At 71.1% G+C, this 16,902-nt stretch carries 18 protein-coding genes; 11 read left to right on the top strand and 7 right to left on the bottom strand.

Translation table 11 applies throughout. The annotated features are described in order from the left end of the window. Positions 1–60 precede the first annotated feature (60 nt). The 4 genes from AB0K03_RS15635 to folP are packed head-to-tail and all read right to left on the bottom strand — an operon-like array spanning position 61 to position 2,271. Positions 61–579, bottom strand: a complete 519-nt coding sequence (locus AB0K03_RS15635) for a DUF3180 domain-containing protein (protein ID WP_364684725.1) — start codon at positions 577–579, stop codon at positions 61–63. Further along, positions 576–1,103: a 2-amino-4-hydroxy-6-hydroxymethyldihydropteridine diphosphokinase gene (gene folK, locus AB0K03_RS15630; protein WP_364684723.1), complete on the bottom strand. Its 528-nt coding sequence runs from the start codon at positions 1,101–1,103 to the stop codon at positions 576–578. Before folK ends, AB0K03_RS15635 begins: the two co-directional genes overlap by 4 nt. Further along, positions 1,100–1,459 (bottom strand): dihydroneopterin aldolase, encoded by a 360-nt coding sequence (folB, locus tag AB0K03_RS15625; protein WP_364684721.1) that lies wholly within the window; start codon positions 1,457–1,459, stop codon positions 1,100–1,102. Before folB ends, folK begins: the two co-directional genes overlap by 4 nt. Then, a complete protein-coding gene (folP, locus tag AB0K03_RS15620; protein WP_364684882.1) occupies positions 1,456–2,271 on the bottom strand; it encodes a dihydropteroate synthase in 816 nt (271 codons plus the stop codon). The genes folB and folP overlap by 4 nt, the downstream gene beginning before the upstream one ends. Positions 2,272–2,664: 393 nt before the next feature. Between folP and AB0K03_RS15615 the strand changes: the two genes are divergently transcribed. Beyond that, positions 2,665–2,961 (top strand): hypothetical protein, encoded by a 297-nt coding sequence (locus tag AB0K03_RS15615; RefSeq protein WP_249610509.1) that lies wholly within the window; start codon positions 2,665–2,667, stop codon positions 2,959–2,961. A 13-nt stretch (positions 2,962–2,974) separates the two neighbouring features. After that, positions 2,975–3,337 (top strand): hypothetical protein, encoded by a 363-nt coding sequence (locus AB0K03_RS15610; protein ID WP_071805424.1) that lies wholly within the window; start codon positions 2,975–2,977, stop codon positions 3,335–3,337. Positions 3,338–3,535: 198 nt separating this feature from the next. Here the strand turns inward: AB0K03_RS15610 and AB0K03_RS15605 are convergent, their stop codons facing one another. After that, positions 3,536–3,775 carry a hypothetical protein gene (locus tag AB0K03_RS15605; RefSeq protein ID WP_364684890.1) on the bottom strand — a complete coding sequence of 80 codons (240 nt, stop codon included), beginning with the start codon at positions 3,773–3,775 and terminating at the stop codon, positions 3,536–3,538. 205 nt (positions 3,776–3,980) lie between these two features. On the opposite strand from AB0K03_RS15605, the gene AB0K03_RS15600 reads away from it, so the two are divergent. The 5 genes from AB0K03_RS15600 to AB0K03_RS15580 all read left to right on the top strand — a co-directional run bounded on the left by AB0K03_RS15600 (position 3,981) and on the right by AB0K03_RS15580 (position 11,725). Then, a complete protein-coding gene (locus AB0K03_RS15600) occupies positions 3,981–7,451 on the top strand; it encodes an ATP-binding protein (RefSeq protein WP_364684880.1) in 3,471 nt (1,156 codons plus the stop codon). Between the two features lie 91 nt (positions 7,452–7,542). Continuing rightward, positions 7,543–9,423 (top strand): MFS transporter, encoded by a 1,881-nt coding sequence (locus AB0K03_RS15595; RefSeq protein ID WP_364684878.1) that lies wholly within the window; start codon positions 7,543–7,545, stop codon positions 9,421–9,423. A gap of 6 nt (positions 9,424–9,429) precedes the next feature. Beyond that, a complete protein-coding gene (locus AB0K03_RS15590) occupies positions 9,430–9,984 on the top strand; it encodes a hypothetical protein (protein ID WP_364684719.1) in 555 nt (184 codons plus the stop codon). Beyond that, positions 9,981–11,123, top strand: a complete 1,143-nt coding sequence (locus tag AB0K03_RS15585; RefSeq protein WP_364684717.1) for a M23 family metallopeptidase — start codon at positions 9,981–9,983, stop codon at positions 11,121–11,123. Before AB0K03_RS15590 ends, AB0K03_RS15585 begins: the two co-directional genes overlap by 4 nt. Positions 11,124–11,134: 11 nt before the next feature. Then, positions 11,135–11,725: a hypothetical protein gene (locus tag AB0K03_RS15580; RefSeq protein ID WP_364684715.1), complete on the top strand. Its 591-nt coding sequence runs from the start codon at positions 11,135–11,137 to the stop codon at positions 11,723–11,725. Position 11,726: 1 nt separating this feature from the next. Here the strand turns inward: AB0K03_RS15580 and AB0K03_RS15575 are convergent, their stop codons facing one another. Beyond that, a complete protein-coding gene (locus AB0K03_RS15575) occupies positions 11,727–12,260 on the bottom strand; it encodes a hypothetical protein (RefSeq protein ID WP_364684713.1) in 534 nt (177 codons plus the stop codon). A gap of 64 nt (positions 12,261–12,324) precedes the next feature. Here AB0K03_RS15575 and AB0K03_RS15570 point away from each other — a divergent pair, with 64 nt between their 5' ends. From AB0K03_RS15570 to AB0K03_RS15555, 4 genes are all read left to right on the top strand, one after another. After that, entirely contained in the window at positions 12,325–12,603 is a 279-nt protein-coding gene (locus tag AB0K03_RS15570) for a hypothetical protein (protein WP_364684876.1), read from the top strand. A 269-nt stretch (positions 12,604–12,872) separates the two neighbouring features. Then, on the top strand, positions 12,873–15,452 hold the full coding sequence (locus AB0K03_RS15565; protein ID WP_364684711.1) for an FtsK/SpoIIIE domain-containing protein: 2,580 nt from the start codon (positions 12,873–12,875) through the stop codon (positions 15,450–15,452). Continuing rightward, positions 15,449–16,135 carry a hypothetical protein gene (locus tag AB0K03_RS15560; RefSeq protein WP_364684709.1) on the top strand — a complete coding sequence of 229 codons (687 nt, stop codon included), beginning with the start codon at positions 15,449–15,451 and terminating at the stop codon, positions 16,133–16,135. The genes AB0K03_RS15565 and AB0K03_RS15560 overlap by 4 nt, the downstream gene beginning before the upstream one ends. Positions 16,136–16,161: 26 nt before the next feature. Continuing rightward, on the top strand, positions 16,162–16,422 hold the full coding sequence (locus tag AB0K03_RS15555; protein ID WP_364684708.1) for a hypothetical protein: 261 nt from the start codon (positions 16,162–16,164) through the stop codon (positions 16,420–16,422). Here AB0K03_RS15555 and AB0K03_RS15550 read toward each other — a convergent pair. After that, the gene (locus AB0K03_RS15550; protein WP_364684706.1) at positions 16,404–16,841 is read right to left on the bottom strand and encodes a RidA family protein; all 438 of its coding nucleotides are present in this window, start codon (positions 16,839–16,841) and stop codon (positions 16,404–16,406) included. The two genes, AB0K03_RS15555 and AB0K03_RS15550, sit on opposite strands and share 19 nt — an antisense overlap. Between the last annotated feature and the right edge of the window lie 61 nt (positions 16,842–16,902).

Here is a 16,902-nt window from a genome sequence, read left to right as displayed (position 1 = left end):
CGCGCGGCCCAGCATACGGAAGTGAGGGGGCTACAGTTCAAGTGCAGAAACCCGGCGAATTCACGGGCGGCCGGCACGCCTGCCCGAGTCGTCCCCGTCCTTCTGGTCCGGCTCTTTCGGGACCCGGCACGCCCGCTCCAGCCAGAGCGCCGCGCCGGTGAGCGCGACCGCGGCCACCACCCCGCCGATGGCGGCCGGGATGTCGCCCCGCGCCGCCTTGGTCGGCTCCAGCGCAAGCCAGGCGAGCAGCCCTGCGGAGAAGCCTGCGAACAGCGCGCCGGCCAGCGAGGACGCCTTGGCGAGGACCACGTAGCGCGCGACCGCGAGCGGGTCGACGCGCGGAGCGCCGGGCTTGCGCTGGATGCGCGCGGACGTGTTCTGGGCCAGGAACGCCTCGGCGACGGCCAGCGCCACCAGCACGATGATCGGCAGCCACGGTAGCCGCGGCATCTCCGAGTAGAAGGAGCTGAGCAGCAGCCACCCGACCGCTGCCGCCGCGAGTGCGGCGACGACCAGGGCCGAGAGGCTGGTCGGCCGCAGCGACGGGTCAGGGCCCGCGCCGCCGGGGTTGTTGCTCACTCCTCTGACTCTAGTGGCAGATCCGGGCGGGGAGTCATCGCGTTCGCGTCGGCGGCGAGGCCGGGAGTATTCAGCAGGTCGGTCACCCAGCCGTGGCCGGGCAGCTGCGCGTACGGCTGCAGGTCGAGCCAGGGCTTGAGGACGAACGCGCGCTCGTGGGCACGGGGGTGCGGCAGGGTCAGCTCCGGGTCGTCCCTGAGCACCGGCTGGTCGTCGTCGCCCCAGACGGCGATCACGTCGACGTCGAGGCTGCGCGGACCGAACCGGCGCTGCGGGTCCCGTACGCGGCCGGCGGCCGTCTCCAGCGCACGACAGCGGTCGAGCCAGGACCGCGGGTCCGCCGCCGGGTCGATCGCCAGCACGACCGCATTCAGGTACGGCGGCTGCTCGGCGTCGCCCCAGGGCGGCGTCTCGTACACGCCCGAGACCAGCACGACGCTGTCGCCCAGCCCCTCGACGGCGGCCTTCAAGTGGGCGTACCGGTCGCCGAGGTTGCTGCCGACCGACAGCACCGCGCGGCTCACCGGGTGCGCCGCAGCGTGACGGCGACATCGGCGAACTCGTGCGGGATGGGCGCCTGCGGCTTGTGCACGGTGACGGTGGCGGCGTTGACGCGGTAGTCGTCCAGGCACACCGCCACGAGCCGGTCGGCCAGCGTCTCGATCAGGTTCACCGGCTCGCCCGCGATCACCTCGGCCAGGCGTCCGGCCAGCTCGCCGTAGTGCACGGTGTCGTCGACGTGGTCGGTGGCGGCGGCCCGGCCGAGGTTCAGCTCCAGCTCCACGTCGACGATGAAGTCCTGCCCGTCGCGACGCTCGAAGTCGAAGACCCCGTGGTTTCCGCGTACGCGTAGCCCGCGCAGCGAGATGCGGTCGTTCATGGCTCTCTCCTCTGCAGGCGCGGGCTCCCGGTGGCCCGCCATACGGCCAGCGCGTCCACCGTGGCGCGCACGTCGTGGACCCGTACGCCCCACGCCCCGGCCGCCACGGCGAGCACCGAGGTGGCAATCGTGGCGGCTTCCCGGCCGTCCACCGGTCGCGGCTCGCCGTTCGCGTCCGCCAGCAACCGCCCGAGGTACGTCTTCCGCGATGCGGCGAACAGCACGGGATGGCCCAGCGCTATGAGCTCGTCGAGGTGAGCACTGAGGGCCCAGTTGTGTTCGGCCTTCTTCGCGAAGCCGAGACCCGGGTCGAGGATGAGGCGGCCGGGGTCCACGCCGGCGGCCACCGCGTCGTCCACGCGCCGCTGGAGCTCGTCGCGTACCTCCGCCACGACGTCGTCGTAGACCGCGAGATCGATCATCCGGCGGGAATGGCCGCGCCAGTGCATCAGGACCCAGGGGCAGCCGGCGGCGGCCACGACCGCGGCCATGCCCGGATCCGCGAGCCCTCCGGAGACGTCGTTCACCACCGCGGCGCCGGCCTCCAGGGCCGCGGCGGCCACCGCGGCGCGGGTCGTGTCGATGCTCAGCGGCACACCGGCTGCCACGAGCCCCCTGATCACCGGCACCACCCGGGCGGTCTCGGTCGCCGCGTCGACCCGGTCGGCGCCCGGACGGGTGGATTCGCCGCCGACGTCGACGATGTCGGCACCGGCCGCCCGCAGTGCCACTCCGTGGGCGACGGCGGCGTCGAGATCGGCGTACCGGCCGCCGTCGGAGAAGGAGTCGGGTGTCACATTCAGCACGCCCATCACGACCGGGTGATCTCGATGAAGCAGCAGGTCGGCGGCGACCTGCCCGGTCGTTGCGCTACCGGTCGGCTCACTCACCCCGACGACGGTACCGGCGGACGATCTTCGCACACGTGTACGATCCAGCGTGACTCAAGTTCAGTCACGTCTTTACCTTGGGTAACGAATCAGGCAGCTTGTAGGTAAGAAGTACGGCCCGTACGCTTCGGAGCTAGGCATCATTATTGAACCGAAGAGAGCAGACGGGCGTGGGTAGGACAGCAGAGCCCTTCAGGATCGTGACCGCGCACTCGACGCGGTGAGCGGGAAGTAGCACCATATGGGCGTTGCCGTCAGGCTTCACAACTGCAGCGTGTCCGGCGCCCTCACGCCGGTCACCCGGGAGGTTTACCGATGATCGCCACCGAACTCGCCGCGCAGGTCGCGACGGCGGTCCAGCACGGCGCCACCCTTGCCGCCCCCGAGCCCAAGGGCATCAACACCGAAGGCGTCGTCACCTTCTTCGCGAGCAACATCGCACCGATCCTGCTGGCCGTGCTCGGCATCATCTTCATCGGCCGGGCCAGCCGCGGTGAGATCTCCAAGGTGCTGACCAGCAGCGCGATCGCCATCGTCGGCCTCGCGTTCATCGCCGGCGCCGCGACGCTGTTCTTCGTCGGCGACTACCTCATCGACCTCATCTTCAGCTGAGGCCCGAAGACCCATGCGCCTGCGCACTGATGACGACATCTACCGGGCACGCCTGGTCTATCTGGGCCCGCCCGGATACACCCTGCCGATGCACCTGCCGTACGCGCAGTACGGGATGTTCGTCGTCCTCGTCCCGGTCTTCGTCTTCCTGCACTACCTCATCACGTGGGAGTTCGACGCCTTCCCCGCGTGGGAGATCGCCCTGGCCATGGTGACGACCTCCTACGTCTTCCGGCACGTCGACCCCGACCGGCCCGCCCGGATGGTCATCCGCACCGCGCTCACCGACTGGAAGCGCACGCGTGAGCCGGCCGTCGAGCAACGGGACCCGCGACTCGTCGCCACTCGCATCCGGGTTCGGGAGGAGTTGGTATGACCAGTTTCGCCACTCTCGCTGCATGCCCGAACGGGGCCCTCGCATGACCGCTACCCCACCGCCGGGCCATTCCCGAGCGGAGACGTCCCCTCAGGGCAGGCAGGGTAACTCTGGGCGACCGAACGACTACTCTCCGGAGGACATCCCCGAGCAGGTAGCCGGCCCCGGCCACGGGGCGGTCGCAGTGTTCCAGGCGCCTCAGCCGGTACGCCCCCGCACGAACGGCACGCCGCCGGTCGACCCCATGGACATCGACTCACCGTTCCTCGACCTGTTCGGCAGCCCCGCTCCCCAGCAGCAGCCCACCGCCACGCCGCCGGACGACCCGGACGCCGACTTCGACTTCGGGTTCGACTTCGACGGCGAGGACGCCCGCCGGGCCGCCGGCTCCCCCGCTTCCTCACCGGCCGCCACCTCCGCGACGGAGGCTCCCGGCACCGGGACCGCCGTGCCGAGTACCCGGCCGGTGTCGCCGGCCGCCGCACAGCCTCAGCCTTCCGCACCGGCGCCGTTGCCCAACGGCCATCCGACTGGGATGCCGCCGTCCGGCTCGCGCCCCACAGTCCCGCTCGCGACCGGCGTCCGGCCCGTCACCCCGGTGTCGCCGGCACCGCCGCCGACGGAGGCCTTCGCCGACCGGCCGATCTCCGCGCAGCCGCACCCCGGGGCGCCCGCCGCCGCGCCTCCGGCTTCCGGACAGCCGGCTCCTGCTCAGCCCACCTCCGGAGTCTCGGCCCAGCCCGTCTCCGGACCTCCGGCTCAGCCCGGCTCCGGATTCGCGGCCCAGCCCGTTTTCGGAGTGCCGGTCCCCGCTCAGCCCGTCTCCCGGCCCCCGGCTCCTGCTCAGCCCGTTTCCGGGGCGCCGGCTTCGGCTCGGCCCACGTCCGGGGCGCCGGGCTTCGCCGGGCCGTATTCCGGGCCATCCGCCGCCGTGCCGCCGACCTTTGCGTCACCGGCGACCCCTGGGCCGGCTTCCGCGCCGCCTGCCGTCGCTTCCCCCGCGGCGTTCGACGCACCCGCCGGGCATGCTCTGCCGCTCGGCCCGGCCACGCCGCTCGGACCTGCCGCCCCGCTCGGGCCTGCCGTGCCACCCGGGTCTGCCGCAGCCTCGGCCTTCGGGACCGGGGCATCGCCGGACGCGCCGGTGTCGCCCTTCATGCGGGCTCCCGTCGGACCTCAGGCCGACTTCTACGACGGGCACGAGGACACCGACCTGGAGTTCGCCGACTGGCCTGAGCAGGCCCGCCCCGGCGTCGCCGCGCCGGTCCCGCCCGTCGCGCCGGACCTGATCACCCCTGCGCCCGCGCAGAACCCGCCGCTGTGGCAGCAGGCGGCCGGTCCTGCCCCCGGCGTGCACCCGGTCGCTCCGCTGCCGCCGTACCTGAATGATCCGGAGCCGGACCACCGTGCCGGCCTGGCGCCGATGCCGGAGAAGGCACCCGCGCCGCGCGCCGGGAAGGCGCCGAAGAAGCGGCGCAAGAAGAGCGACCAGCCGGACAACCTGCCCGCCGTGCCGAAGAAGGACGTCAAGCCGGTCGCGCTGCGCCCGCACAAGCTCAAGTTCAGCGACCGGGACCCGGCCATCGAGCTGGAGATCAGCGAGATCGCCGGGCACCTGACCTTCACCCAGAGCACCGTCACGGCCTGGTACTACCTGCCCGAGGTGCGCTGGGCGTTCCGTCCCGACGCCGAGCGGGAGGCGCTGCTCTCCGCGATCTCCGAGCAGTACGCGGGCCTCGCCGGTTTCCGGCTGCACCTGCGCCGCACCAACCGGCCGTTCCCCGCGGACGAGTGGGCGCGGACCGTCGACTCGTTCACCGCCAAGCCGCTGCCGGACGTCGCCGGCGGGACCTCGTGGTCCGACCACCTCGTCGCCGCGCAGCGGCACCTGCTGTCGGTCAACCACGCCGAGGGGCAGACGTACCTCGGCGTGACATTCGCGCGGCGGTCGCTCGGTGACACCTTCTCCGAGCGGATCCTGCGGCTCTTCGGCAAGGGGACCAGCGACGGGGAACGACGCAAGCTCGGCCGTACGGTCGAGCAGTTCGACGAAGTTCTCAACGCGTTCGGCATGCGCGGCCGGCGGGTCACCCCGCAGGAGTTGGAATGGCTGCTGTTCCGCTCGGTCGCGCTCTGCATGGCCCCGCCCGGCCCCCTGTCACCGGTCTCCAACGGACACTGGGAACGCGGTGACCTGCTCGCGCTGACCGAGCAGGTGGAGCGGTACCGGACCCCGTACGGCTCCACGGTCAAGCTGGTCAACCGCATGACCGGTGAGGAGCGGCACGTCGCCGTCCTGTCCGTGGGCCGCATGGAGCCGCTGGAGATCCCGGAGAAGCACGAGCCGTGGATGCACTTCCACGAGCGGCTGCCGTGGCCGATGGAGCTCTCCTCACGCATCGACATCCTCGGGCCGAACAGCTCCTTCAAGAACCTCGAGCACCGGCTCCGGATGATCCGCTCCCAGCAGCTGGACTACGCCGAGCACGGCATCGACGCCCCGCCGGAGCTCGAACGCCTCGCGAAGCGCGCGCTGGTGATCGGCGACGAGATGACCACCGGCCTGCCCGTGGAGTCCGCACGCGCGCACGGCTGGCACCGGATCGCGGTGGGCGGGCGCACCCGCGAGGAATGCCTGGAACGGGCCCGCCGGCTCATCCAGCTGTACTCGCGCGAGCTGCGGATCTCGCTGCAGCACCCGAAGAACCAGGACCAGCTGGCCCGCGAGTTCATCCCGGGCGAGCCGATCGCCAACACCGGCTACGTGCGGCGCATGCCGGTCAAGCTGCTCGCGGCCGCGCTGCCGCAGGCCGCGTCGACCGTCGGCGACCGCCGGGGAGACCTGATCGGGCGTACGGCGGGAACCTGCCGGCGGCCGGTCTTCCTCGACCTGCACTTCCCCATGGAGGTCCGGGAGCGCTCCGGCCTCGGCGTCTTCGTGGCGGAGCCCGGCGGTGGCAAGTCGACCCTCATGGGCGCGCTCGGATACCTCAACGCCCGCCGCGGTGTCCAGGTGACGCTGCTCGACCCGTCCGGCCCGCTCGCCCGGCTGTGCCAGATGCCGGAGCTGCGGCCGTACTCCCGGGTGCTGAACCTGACCGGGTCCGAGCAGGGGACGCTGGCGCCATACGCGCTGATCCCCACCCCGGTCCGCACCGAGTTCGCGACCGGGCCGGCCGGCGACCGCGAGTACGAGATCGCCGTCTCCAACGCCCGCGCCGAACGCCGCATGCTGGTCCAGGACATCTGCTCCATGCTGGTCCCGCCGCAGGTCGCCAAGGAAGCGTCGACGGCCACCCTGCTGCGTCACGCCGTACGGCAGGTGCCCGCGGAGGAGACGTCCACCCTGGACGATGTGGTCGCCACGCTGCAGGGCCTGGACGACGACGAGGGCAAGGAGCTGGCCAACCTCCTGCTGGACACCGCGGAGATGCCGCTGGCCCTGCTGTTCTTCGGCCGGCCCCCGCAGCACCTCCTCGGCGCCGACTCCGCGCTCACGGTCATCACGATGTCCGGCCTGCGCCTGCCCGACCTGAAGATCGAACGCGAGTACTGGTCGGCCGAGGAATCGCTGGCCCTGCCGATGCTGCACACGGCCCACCGCCTCGCGGTCCGCCGCTGCTACGGCGGCTCCATGTCGTCCCGCAAGATGGTCGGCCTCGACGAGGCCCACTTCATGGAGGGCTGGCGCTCAGGCCGCTCGTTCCTGGTCCGCCTCGCCCGCGACTCCCGCAAATGGAACCTCGCCGCGCTGGTCGCCTCGCAGAACCCCCGCGACATCCTCGGCCTCGACGTGCAGAACCTCGTGTCGACGGTCTTCGTCGGCCGCATCGCCGAGGACCAGGAGATCGCCTCCGAGGCGCTACGGCTGCTCCGCGTACCGGTCCACGACGGCTACGAGGCCACCCTGGCATCGCTGTCCCAGGCGGACACCTCCTCCTCGGCCCGCCTCGGCTTCCGCGAATTCGTGATGCGAGACGTGGACGGCCGCGTCCAGAAGGTCAGAGTCGACGTCTCGTACGTCGAAGGCCTCCTCGACCACCTCGACACCACCCCGGCAGCGGCCAAGGCGGCGCCGACGGCCATCCCCAGCCTCTCCGACCTGGAGGTCTGACATGCTCCGCCGGGTCTGCGCGATGGTCATGACATGGACGGTCGCGGTGGTGGCCAGCATCGCCTGGGCGGTGGCAGCACCGGCGCCGGCCATGGCGGGTCCGCTGCAGGCACCGGGCGGAGCATGCAGCACCGACGAATGGAAGCAAGACTTCAAATCCTGCGTCTCCCGCCTTGCAGACGTAGCGGGCGACCGGGCTCAGTGTCTCAATCCACCAACTCCGAGCACTCCTGACTCGGGGTTGGCGGGATGGTTCGCGGAACGCCCCGAGTCGTCGAAGCTCAACGGTCCGCAGGGAATCTACAGCCAATACGGTTACGCCGGATACAGCTATACGACGTACGACCTCGAAGGTGGGTGCGCTTCCACACTGACCGCACCGGACACCAAGTTTGAGACGACCGTTGCCAACGGCGAGTTCATGATTGCTACGGCGGTCATCGGCGCGTCTAACGCGCTGCGCGAGCGAGCATGGGATCCGCAATCGTTGTGGGGCTGGGCGGACCCGCTGGTCGAGCAAGCAACCAAGGCCGTATATGAGAAGGTCTTCAGCGTTTTCGGCGTAATTACGCTTGCGGTCGTCGGCCTCTACCTCATTTGGCGCTCGAGGCAGGCCGACATGGGCGCTGCCACAACGACTGCGGGCTGGGCAATCCTGATCATGGTGGCTGTGACGGCGATCGCCGCGTGGCCCGTGAAGTCCGCGAACGTGGCCGACCAAAGCCTCATCACGACCCTCGGGGTGGTCCATGACGCCGTTGGACCGCGCGCCCAGAACACCCCCGACGGAAAGTGTGACGATCCGACGCCGGGGGCGTGCGAAGATAATCGCCCTCCCGCAGTGCGTGCCAGTGACACGTCGACCGACACGATGCTCTACCGGAACTGGTTGAGAGGTCTCCTAGGGTCGGCAGACAGCGAGACCGCGCAGAAATACGGCCGTGCTCTTTACGATGCTCGCTCGCTTACATGGCGAGACGCCGAGCGGTTGAGGACGAATCCCGACGATCGTCAGCCGACCTTCACGGCGAAGAACGATCAGTGGAAGAAGGTTGCTGAGCAGATTCGGACCGAGGATCCCGAGGCGTACGAGTATTTGCAGGGTGTCAATGGGATGGATCGGATCGGGGCCGGGTTCATTGCCGTGCTGGCCGCCGTCATGTTCGCCATGTTCGATCTCACCGCCTCCTTGCTGGTGCTGCTCGGGTTCCTGATCTTCCGATGGGCGGTCATCGCCGCGCCCATTCTCGGCACCGTCGGTTTGTTGCGGCCCGCCAGCTCCGGGATCCGGCGGCTGGGCAACGCGGTCGTCGCCGCGATCTTCAACATTGCGATCTTCGGTACGGGGGCAGCGATCTACCTGTTCGCCGTCGACCTGATCATGAACACCGCGAGTCTTCCCGGATGGCTGCAGGTGGTCCTGGTGTGGCTCTGTGGCGTGGTGGGGTGGCTGCTGCTGCGGCCGTACCGGCGGATCACCCAGCTCGGCGGCAAGGACAGCACCGCGGCCATCACGTCCGCCGGGTCGTGGCATCGGCGGTTCTTCCGGGACATGCGGGAGGCCGCGAAGCTGGATGTCGCCGACGCCGGCGGGACCAACGAGCCGCAGATCGGCAAGGGCCGGACCGTGTTCGTCGAGCAGACCAACCTGCGGCCAGAGGCGAGGTTGGAGGACCCGGCGCATGCGGTGGCCTCCCGTACGGAGTCGCCGGCTGCGACGGGGGGCGGTTCCGCGCCTGCCACCCGGCCCGACGGGTCCGAGTCGGTCCGGGACGACGCCCCGGCGACCGAGCGGCGTCCCGTCGCGCTTCCCGCGGGTGCCGCTGCACCGGCTGCGCGGCAGCGACGGACGTCGACGTGGACCGAACCCGACGTGGCCGAGACACCGTCCTCGTACGCGATCTACCGCCCGGAAACCGGGAGCACCACCCGGGAGCAGGCGCCGCCCCGTGTACGCACCGAGGCCCGGTGATCAGCCGTGCCGAGGGTCCTCGAACGCGGCCTCACCGGACTGTTCCGGTCGCGGTGGGGCGTCGCCCTGGTGATCGCCGTTCTGGTGCTGGCTGTCGTCGGCATCGGTCGGCTCTTCTCCGACGGTGGGGGCGGCCGGCAGCAACTGCTTGATCCGGTGTCGCCCGCGCCGACGGTGAGCGTGGACCCGAGCCACGACGACGACGGCGTCATCGTGGACGACGCGCCTCCGCCGAAGCCGACCGCCAAGCCGGGAAGCGCTTCGCCCGAGACTGTCGCGTACGCGTTCGCGTCGGCCTGGGTCGACCACAAGAACGTGTCCGCGAAGACCTGGCACGACGGGATCCTGCCCAACGCGACGAAGAACCTCGCCGAGGAGCTGGACGGGGTGGATCCCGCCGACGTGCCCGCCGACCGGGTCATCGGGCGGCCCGCACTGGTACCCGTGGGCGACGGCCTGGCCAACGCGGTCGTGACCGTGGACTCGGGCAAGGTGACGTTGCAGCTGGTGGCCCCGGACGGGAAGTGGCTGGTGGACGGCGTCGACTGGGAGGCTTCGTGACGACGTTGCGGCGGCCCCGGCGGGTCGCGCTGCTGGTGGCCCTGGTCGCGACGTTCGCCCTGCTGTGCTGCGGTGGGGCCGTCAGCGCCCTCGTGTTCGGCGCCTTCACCGACAAAGACGACGATCTCACGCTGTACAGCTCGGGCTGTGGCACCGGCGGGCCGATCGATCCCGATTCGCGGCTGCCGCGCGTCCGGCCGTACGGGCCCGTGCAGATCAGGAACGCGGCGATCATCATCAACGTGGGCGCGGAACTGAAGATGCCGCCCCGCGCATGGGTGATCGCCGTCGCCACGGCTATGCAGGAATCCCGGCTGACCAACCTCGGCAACCTGGGCAAACGCAACGACCACGACTCGCTCGGGCTCTTCCAGCAGCGGCCGAGCAGCGGCTGGGGCACCCCCGCCGAGGTCACCGATCCCAAGTACGCCGCCACGAAGTTCTACGAGAAGCTCAAGACAGTCGACGGCTGGGAGTCGATGCCGCTGACGCGCGCGGCGCAGCGCGTGCAGATCAGCGCCTACCCCGACGCGTACGCGAAGCATGAACCGATTGCGACGCAGATCGTGAACCTTCTCGCCGACGGCGCGGCGAACGCGGTCGGCAACTCGGTCTCCATGGTTTGCGCGTCGGCGGCGGACGTCGCCGCCTCGGGTTGGACCAACCCGCTGGCGGCGAAGGCGGCACAGGGTGAGCAGTGGACCGTCGGGTCCGGATTCCGTACGGCGAGCCGGCCCAAGCACCAGGGCGTCGACCTCATCGTCGGCCTCAGGACGCCGGTGCGGTCGGTCGCCAGCGGGGTCGTGTCCCGGATCAAGTGCGACGAGACGTTCAGCGGCAAGAAGGACTGCAACCGCCCCGGCTACCCGGGGAAGGGCGGCTGCGGGTGGATGCTCGAGCTCCGGCACGCCGGCAACATCATGACCCGCTACTGTCACCTGGTGCAGAGGCCGGATTTGCGGGTGGGTCAGCGGGTCGCCGCCGGCCAGGTCGTGGCCCTGAGCGGTACGAGCGGCAACTCGTCCGGCCCGCACCTGCACTTCGAGGTGCACCTGAACAACGACCGCTCGAGCCGCAGCGCGGTCGACCCGGTGCAGTTCATGGCGCAGCACGGCGCGCCGCTGGGCGGATCGCAGTGACGGGTGGTTCGATGCCCGATCCGTTCACGGGCCGCTCCGACTGGGCCCCGGAACCGCCCCGGCCGATCGTGCCGACCCCCGCCACGATGGGCGGCCACCTCCGCGGCCGGCGCGTCCTCATCGGCCTGCCCGGCCACGGCTGGCGCGCCGACCTGCGCGCCGACGAGAAGGTGGTGCAGGGCAGCCGGACCTACGTACCGGTCATGCCGGAGGCCGAGTGGTACCGCGCCGAGGCCGAACAGACGGAGGTCTTCGCTCCGCTGGTCCCGGTCGAGCGGGTGTGGGTGGAGGAGCTGGGCATGACGGGTACGGGCGGCAAGCCGGCCGACGTGATGTCCCGGCTCGTGTCCCTGGACGAACCGCCCCGCCGCAACCCGGTAGCGGCGCTCGACGCCGACGGGCTCACCGGGCGGCGAGTGGTGGAACTGCTCGAGGACGGCGGCGAGCGGCGCGATCTGAGAGCGGTCACGGAACTGCACACGGGCGACGACGGCGATATCTGCGCCCGGGTGGCGACGGAGCTGGACTGGTATCGCTGGGCATGGAGCGGCAAAACCCCTCCCACTTTGTCAGTCCCCGTTCACATCCTGTGGGTGGAGTAGTTCAAGACACCTTGGTGGCGCTGCATACCCGCCATCCGTCTTCGTCCACGAGACCGAACCGCCAGGCGTCGGTTCGCTGGCTCACCGATTGGCCGTTTGACGAGCCGACGATAGTCAGTTCAGTCGAGACCGATCGGCCCTGACCATCTTGCGACACGCTCAACGAACCCCAATTGACGCTGACCGTTACGTCGAACTCCTTCTCCCGGTTGGCCATCTCGTCCCGCAGGGCCGACATGCCAGCCAGATCTCCGCCTGACTTACAGGTATACAGCGATGCCTCCTGATCATTGCGGTTCACCAAGTACGCACGGAGATAGCTGGAGACCACAATGTCAGGATTTTTTCGTTCGATTTTGGTGGCTTCGTCGTAGAAGGAGATGAAGACTCCCACTCCACCCAGACAGAGCAGCGCCAGAATCCCCCCTGCCATTGCCACGATCAGCCGGGTGCGGCGGTTCCTCTGCTTCGGGGGCGCAGCGGCCGGCGTCGAGGGTGGGGGCGCCGGCTGGGCGGGCGGGTTGGTGGGCTGCACCCTTACCAGGTTAGTGGGCTCCGCTGTGGACCGGTCGGCGAACCGTACAGTGCTGGGCGTGCAGATGGGTTTCGATGTCGGGGTCGGTGAGCGGCACCGGGTGGAGTTCTCGTTCAACAAGTTCTGGGGACGGTTGTCGATCAAGGTGGACGGCGTCGACGTGGTGCGGACCGTGCGGTTCGCTTCGGTCGAGCTGGTGAAGCGGTACGAGTTCGTGGTGGGGGTGCAGGAGCAGCATCACGTGCGGTTCGAGAAGCATCGGGAGCTGCTGTTCGCCGGCTTCCGTCCGCAGCCCGTGTACGCCTTCGTCGACGGCCGGCTCGTCGCTCAGGGCGTCGCCTGATCGGACCGCAGAAGCCGGCCGCACGACCGCGGGTCCACCTCCACGCCAGTCCCGGCCGTGGAGAGGAAACCGGCGGCGCGTTTTCCCCTCCACGCCGGTCCCAGCCGCGGAGAGGAAACGGCGGGGAGTTTTCCTCGCCGCGGAGAGGAAACGGCGGGGCCGGGCGTCACCCTTGTCGGTCTGGGCTGGGAAGATTGGGCGTGGCTGCGCGGTGCGGGCCTGGGTGACTGTGCAGGGTACGGTTCAAGCGCACACACGGAGGTGGGGCGGTGGCGTCGACGGGGCGGATCGAGCAGGCCGCTGCCCTGCACCGCCAGGCGGAGGCCACCGTTGCGGCCGCTGCCGCCGCGCTGGACGGGCAGGCGCCGGCCGCCGCCGATTCGGTGGAGCAGCATCGGCTGGCCGAGGAGTTGCGGGCCGCCGCGAATGCGCTCGTTCCCGGGTGGTTGGGGTCGCCGCTGGATGCGGCTTCCGCGGTTGCGCCGCTGGGCGGGACGGAGCTTCCTCAGTTCGTTCGCCTCGGGGTGGCGCAGCCGCTTGACGATGCGCGTTTCCCGGCCGTCGTCCCGTTGCTCGGCAGCGGGCACCTCACGATCGACGCCGATGCGCGGGATCCTCGGGTGGCGGGGCTGCTGCGCTGCCTGCTGGTGCGCCTGCTGGCCGCCGCGCCGGCCGGGTCGTTGCTCGTGCGTGGGGTCGATGCGTCGCGCGGGGCGGTGTTCGCGCCTTTTGCGATGCTCGCCGACGCCGGTTTGATGGCGCCGCCCGCCGAGGATCTGAACGGATTGCGCGAGGTGCTCAGCGAGGCGGAGAAGTGGCTGCGCCCGGCGCGGGGCGGTGCGGTGCGGCGCAACCGGCGCGATCGGGTGATGGTGCTGGTCGTGGCCTGCCTGCCGCAGCTCACCGAGGGTGGCGAGCTGAACCGGATCGCCTGGCTGGCGCAGCAGGGCCCGGAGTCCGGTCTGCACCTCATCGTCGCGGGCTGGCCGCCGCCCCCGTTGACGCCGGAGACCATCCAGCCGCCGCTGCCGCGTACCACTCAGGTGTCGTTGCGGAATCCGTACGCGGTCGTCGGCAATCCGCCGGGCGCCACGTTCGGGTCGATGCCGGAGGCGGTGTGGCTCAACGCCCCTGTCTTCCTCGACGAGGACCCACCGCCGCACCTCGTCGATGCGGTGTGCCGGGAGCTGACCGCGCACTCGGTGGCCGCCTCCCAGGTGACGCTCTCCGATCTGCTGCCGGAGCCGTCGGACGAGCTGTGGACCGCCGACGCCGCCGACGGCCTCGGCACGACGGTCGGCCATGACGGGGACACCCCCGTCGTCCTGCAGTTCAACGACCTCACTCCGCATTGGATGGTCGGTGGGCGGTCCGGCGCCGGCAAGACGGCCTTCCTCATCAACGTTCTGTACGGGCTGGGCGCGCGCTACAGCCCCGACGAGCTCAACCTGTACCTGCTCGACTTCAAGGAAGGCGTCTCGTTCGCCGAGTTCGTGCCCACCGTGCGGGACCGGACCTGGTTGCCGCACGCGCGGGCCGTCGGCGTCGAGTCGGACCGGGAGTACGGGCTTGCCGTGCTGCGCGAGCTCGACGCCGAGATGACCCGCCGCTCGGTGGCGTACAAGCGGGCGGGCGTGACCCGGTTCGCCGAGTTGCGCGCCGCGGCGGCCGAGGAGGGACGCGGCAAGGCGATGCCGCGGGTGCTCTGCGTCATCGACGAGTTCCAGGTGCTGCTGGCCGGCAACGACCCGATGGCCACCGAGGCCGTGCAGCTGCTGGAGTCCCTGGCGCGCAAGGGCCGCTCGTACGGCATCCACCTCGTCCTGGCCAGCCAGACCGTCCTCGGCGTCGAGGCCCTGTACGCCAAGCGCGACTCGATCTTCGGCCAGTTCCCGGTGCGGATCGCGCTGCCGGGCGGCGGCGACGTCCTGGAGCCCACCAACGACTCGGCCGCCGGGCTGCCGCTGGGCACCGCGGTCGTGAACACCGCCGGCGGCCTCGGCGGCCCGCGCGGTGCCACCCGCGGCCACGAGCGGATCGTGCGGTTCCCGGATCCGCACGCCGACCGGGACGTGCTCAGCGACCTGCGGCACAAGCTGTGGGGCGCCCGCGACCCGGAGGCGACCCCACCGCGGATCTTCGCCGGGTACGCCCACCAGCACCTCGCCGACGACCCGACGTACCGGGCTGCGCTCGCCGGGCGGGCGGGGCGTCCCGCGGCCCTCCTCGGCCGGGTCATCGACGTGAATCTGTCCACGGCGGCGTTCCCGCTCGACGCGTCCCCGGGCCGCCACCTGGCGATCTTCGGCTCGCACGCGACGGGAGCGGAAGTCCTGGAGGCGGCGGCCCGGAGCGTTGCCGCCCACCACGCACCCCGTACGACAAGATTTGTGATCTCGTCCCTCGTCGCCGAGGGTGACGGCCTCGCCGAGGCCCTCGCCGCGGAGATCGCGCACCGGCAGGAGGTCGTGGTGGTCGACGCCGCCGGCCTCGCCGCCGAGCTGGATCTGGAGCGACCGGGCTACCGCGTGGTGTTCGGCATGGACGCGGCGAGCCCCGGCACGCTGCCCACGCTGCGTCAGGTGCTGCGTGAGGGGCCGAGCCGCGGCGTGCACCTGCTGTCGTGGTGGCGCGGGCTGCGCCGGTTCAGCGAGGAGACCGGTGGCAGCACCGGCCGGGAGGACGTGGCGGGGCTGGTGTTCCTCAACGTGCCGCAGCAGGACGTCACCCTGATGCTGGGCCAGCCGATCGACTGGCAGCCGCGCGAGAACCGGGCGCTGCTGCACGACCGGCACGCCGGCCGTACGGTGACCTTCGTGCCTTTCGTGCAGCCCGAGGTCGACCGATGAGCGTGCCGGACACGGGCGCGCAACCCAGCGGGGAGGTCGACGCTCAGCCCGCGGGCGCCTGGGCGGACTATCTGGCGGCCGCCCAGCGCCTGGACGCGGTGCGCCGGGCCGCGAGCGCCGCCGCCGGCGAGCAGGCGGCCACCCTGCAGGCCGCCCAGCAGGAGCTTTCCGCCGTACGAGCGCGGCTGGCGCCCCAACGCGCGCGGCTGATCCAGGACTTCGGCGTACCCGAGGCCGCCCTGATCCCGCAGCCGAACGACCAGGCCCTCGCCGCGCAGACGGTCGCGGCGGGCCCGGCGGCCGTCCTCGGCGCCCTGCGCCAGGCCCGAGCGACCGCCGACGCCGCCGACGCCGGCATGCTGGGCGCCGGCCCGGGCACGGCGCTCCCGCTCCGGCCGTGGGCCCGCAACCTCCTCGTGTACGGGCCCTTCGCGGCGGCCGTCCTCATCGTGCAGATCGTGCTGTACCTGATCGCACCGTCGGGCTCCCTCCCGACGTACGCGCTGCTGTGCGGGCTGAGCCTGCCGGTGCTGGCGTACGGGCTGGGATGGCTCACGATCGGATTCGTGTACGGGGGCGGTCCGGAGAAGGTGGACCGTACGCCGTTGGTGGGAGCCATCACGTGCCTGACGCCGGTGTTGCTGACGTGCATGGGGGTCGGGCTGCTTGCGTTCATCCGGTGAGCGGAGCGTCCTCATGAGGAGGGGTCATGGCCAGCGTTGAGGAGATCAAGGCCAACGTGGCGGCGTCGGTGGACGGCACGCAGCGGGCCGTGACGGGCATCCAGCAGGTCAACGACCAGCTGGACGACGCCCTCGCCCGGCTGCGGATCACCGCGATCGGCTCGCTGCACCCGTCGATCGCGGCGGCGATCGCACAGCTGGAGCAGGCCCGGACCAGGCTGGATGAGGCGGCGACGCTGGCCCGCGCGGCCATGGACAGCGCCGACACCTACCGCATGATCGTCTGACCGGGCGGTTCTGCTCGATCCGGCAGGGTGGCGGTCAGGTCGATCTCGATCAGCTGCCGCTCGTATCCCAGCGCCGCCACCCCGAGCAGCGTGCCGGCCGTCGTGAACGCGGGAGCCAGCTCGGAGTCCATCAACCGCGACCACACGCCGCCGAGCACACCGCTGTCCGAGCTGACCACGTACACGACGGAACGGACCACGTCGGCGGGCCGGGCGCCCGCCGCGGCGAGCACCGCGAGGCAGTTGGCGACGACCTGATCGGTCTGTGCCGCGTAGTCGCCGGGCTCGCCGACGACCGCGCCCGCCAGGTCGAGGGGACATTGACCGGCGAGGTGGGCCAGGCGCCCGGCGGTGGTGATGGTGACGTGGCTGTAACCGGCCGGCTCGTGGACGGTCGGCGGGTTGAGCTTCTCGATCACGACGCCAGTATGTCGGCGGCCACCGTCGATGGACACCGATATCCGAGGCCCCCGAGCGCCG

Origin of the sequence: Actinoplanes sp. NPDC049316 (assembly GCF_040677315.1) — a bacterium.
Lineage (GTDB): Bacteria > Actinomycetota > Actinomycetes > Mycobacteriales > Micromonosporaceae > Actinoplanes.
This window is presented reverse-complemented; position numbering and strand designations above follow the sequence as displayed.

Coding starts and splice junctions, on each gene's coding strand:
- AB0K03_RS15580 (WP_364684715.1), top strand. CDS start 11,135: ATGCCCGATCCGTTCACGGGCCGCTCCGACTGGGCCCCGGAACCGCCC.
- folB (WP_364684721.1), bottom strand. CDS start 1,459: ATGAACGACCGCATCTCGCTGCGCGGGCTACGCGTACGCGGAAACCAC.
- AB0K03_RS15560 (WP_364684709.1), top strand. CDS start 15,449: ATGAGCGTGCCGGACACGGGCGCGCAACCCAGCGGGGAGGTCGACGCT.
- folP (WP_364684882.1), bottom strand. CDS start 2,271: ATGGGCGTGCTGAATGTGACACCCGACTCCTTCTCCGACGGCGGCCGG.
- AB0K03_RS15570 (WP_364684876.1), top strand. CDS start 12,325: ATGGGTTTCGATGTCGGGGTCGGTGAGCGGCACCGGGTGGAGTTCTCG.
- AB0K03_RS15615 (WP_249610509.1), top strand. CDS start 2,665: ATGATCGCCACCGAACTCGCCGCGCAGGTCGCGACGGCGGTCCAGCAC.
- AB0K03_RS15610 (WP_071805424.1), top strand. CDS start 2,975: ATGCGCCTGCGCACTGATGACGACATCTACCGGGCACGCCTGGTCTAT.
- AB0K03_RS15555 (WP_364684708.1), top strand. CDS start 16,162: ATGGCCAGCGTTGAGGAGATCAAGGCCAACGTGGCGGCGTCGGTGGAC.
- AB0K03_RS15595 (WP_364684878.1), top strand. CDS start 7,543: ATGGCGGGTCCGCTGCAGGCACCGGGCGGAGCATGCAGCACCGACGAA.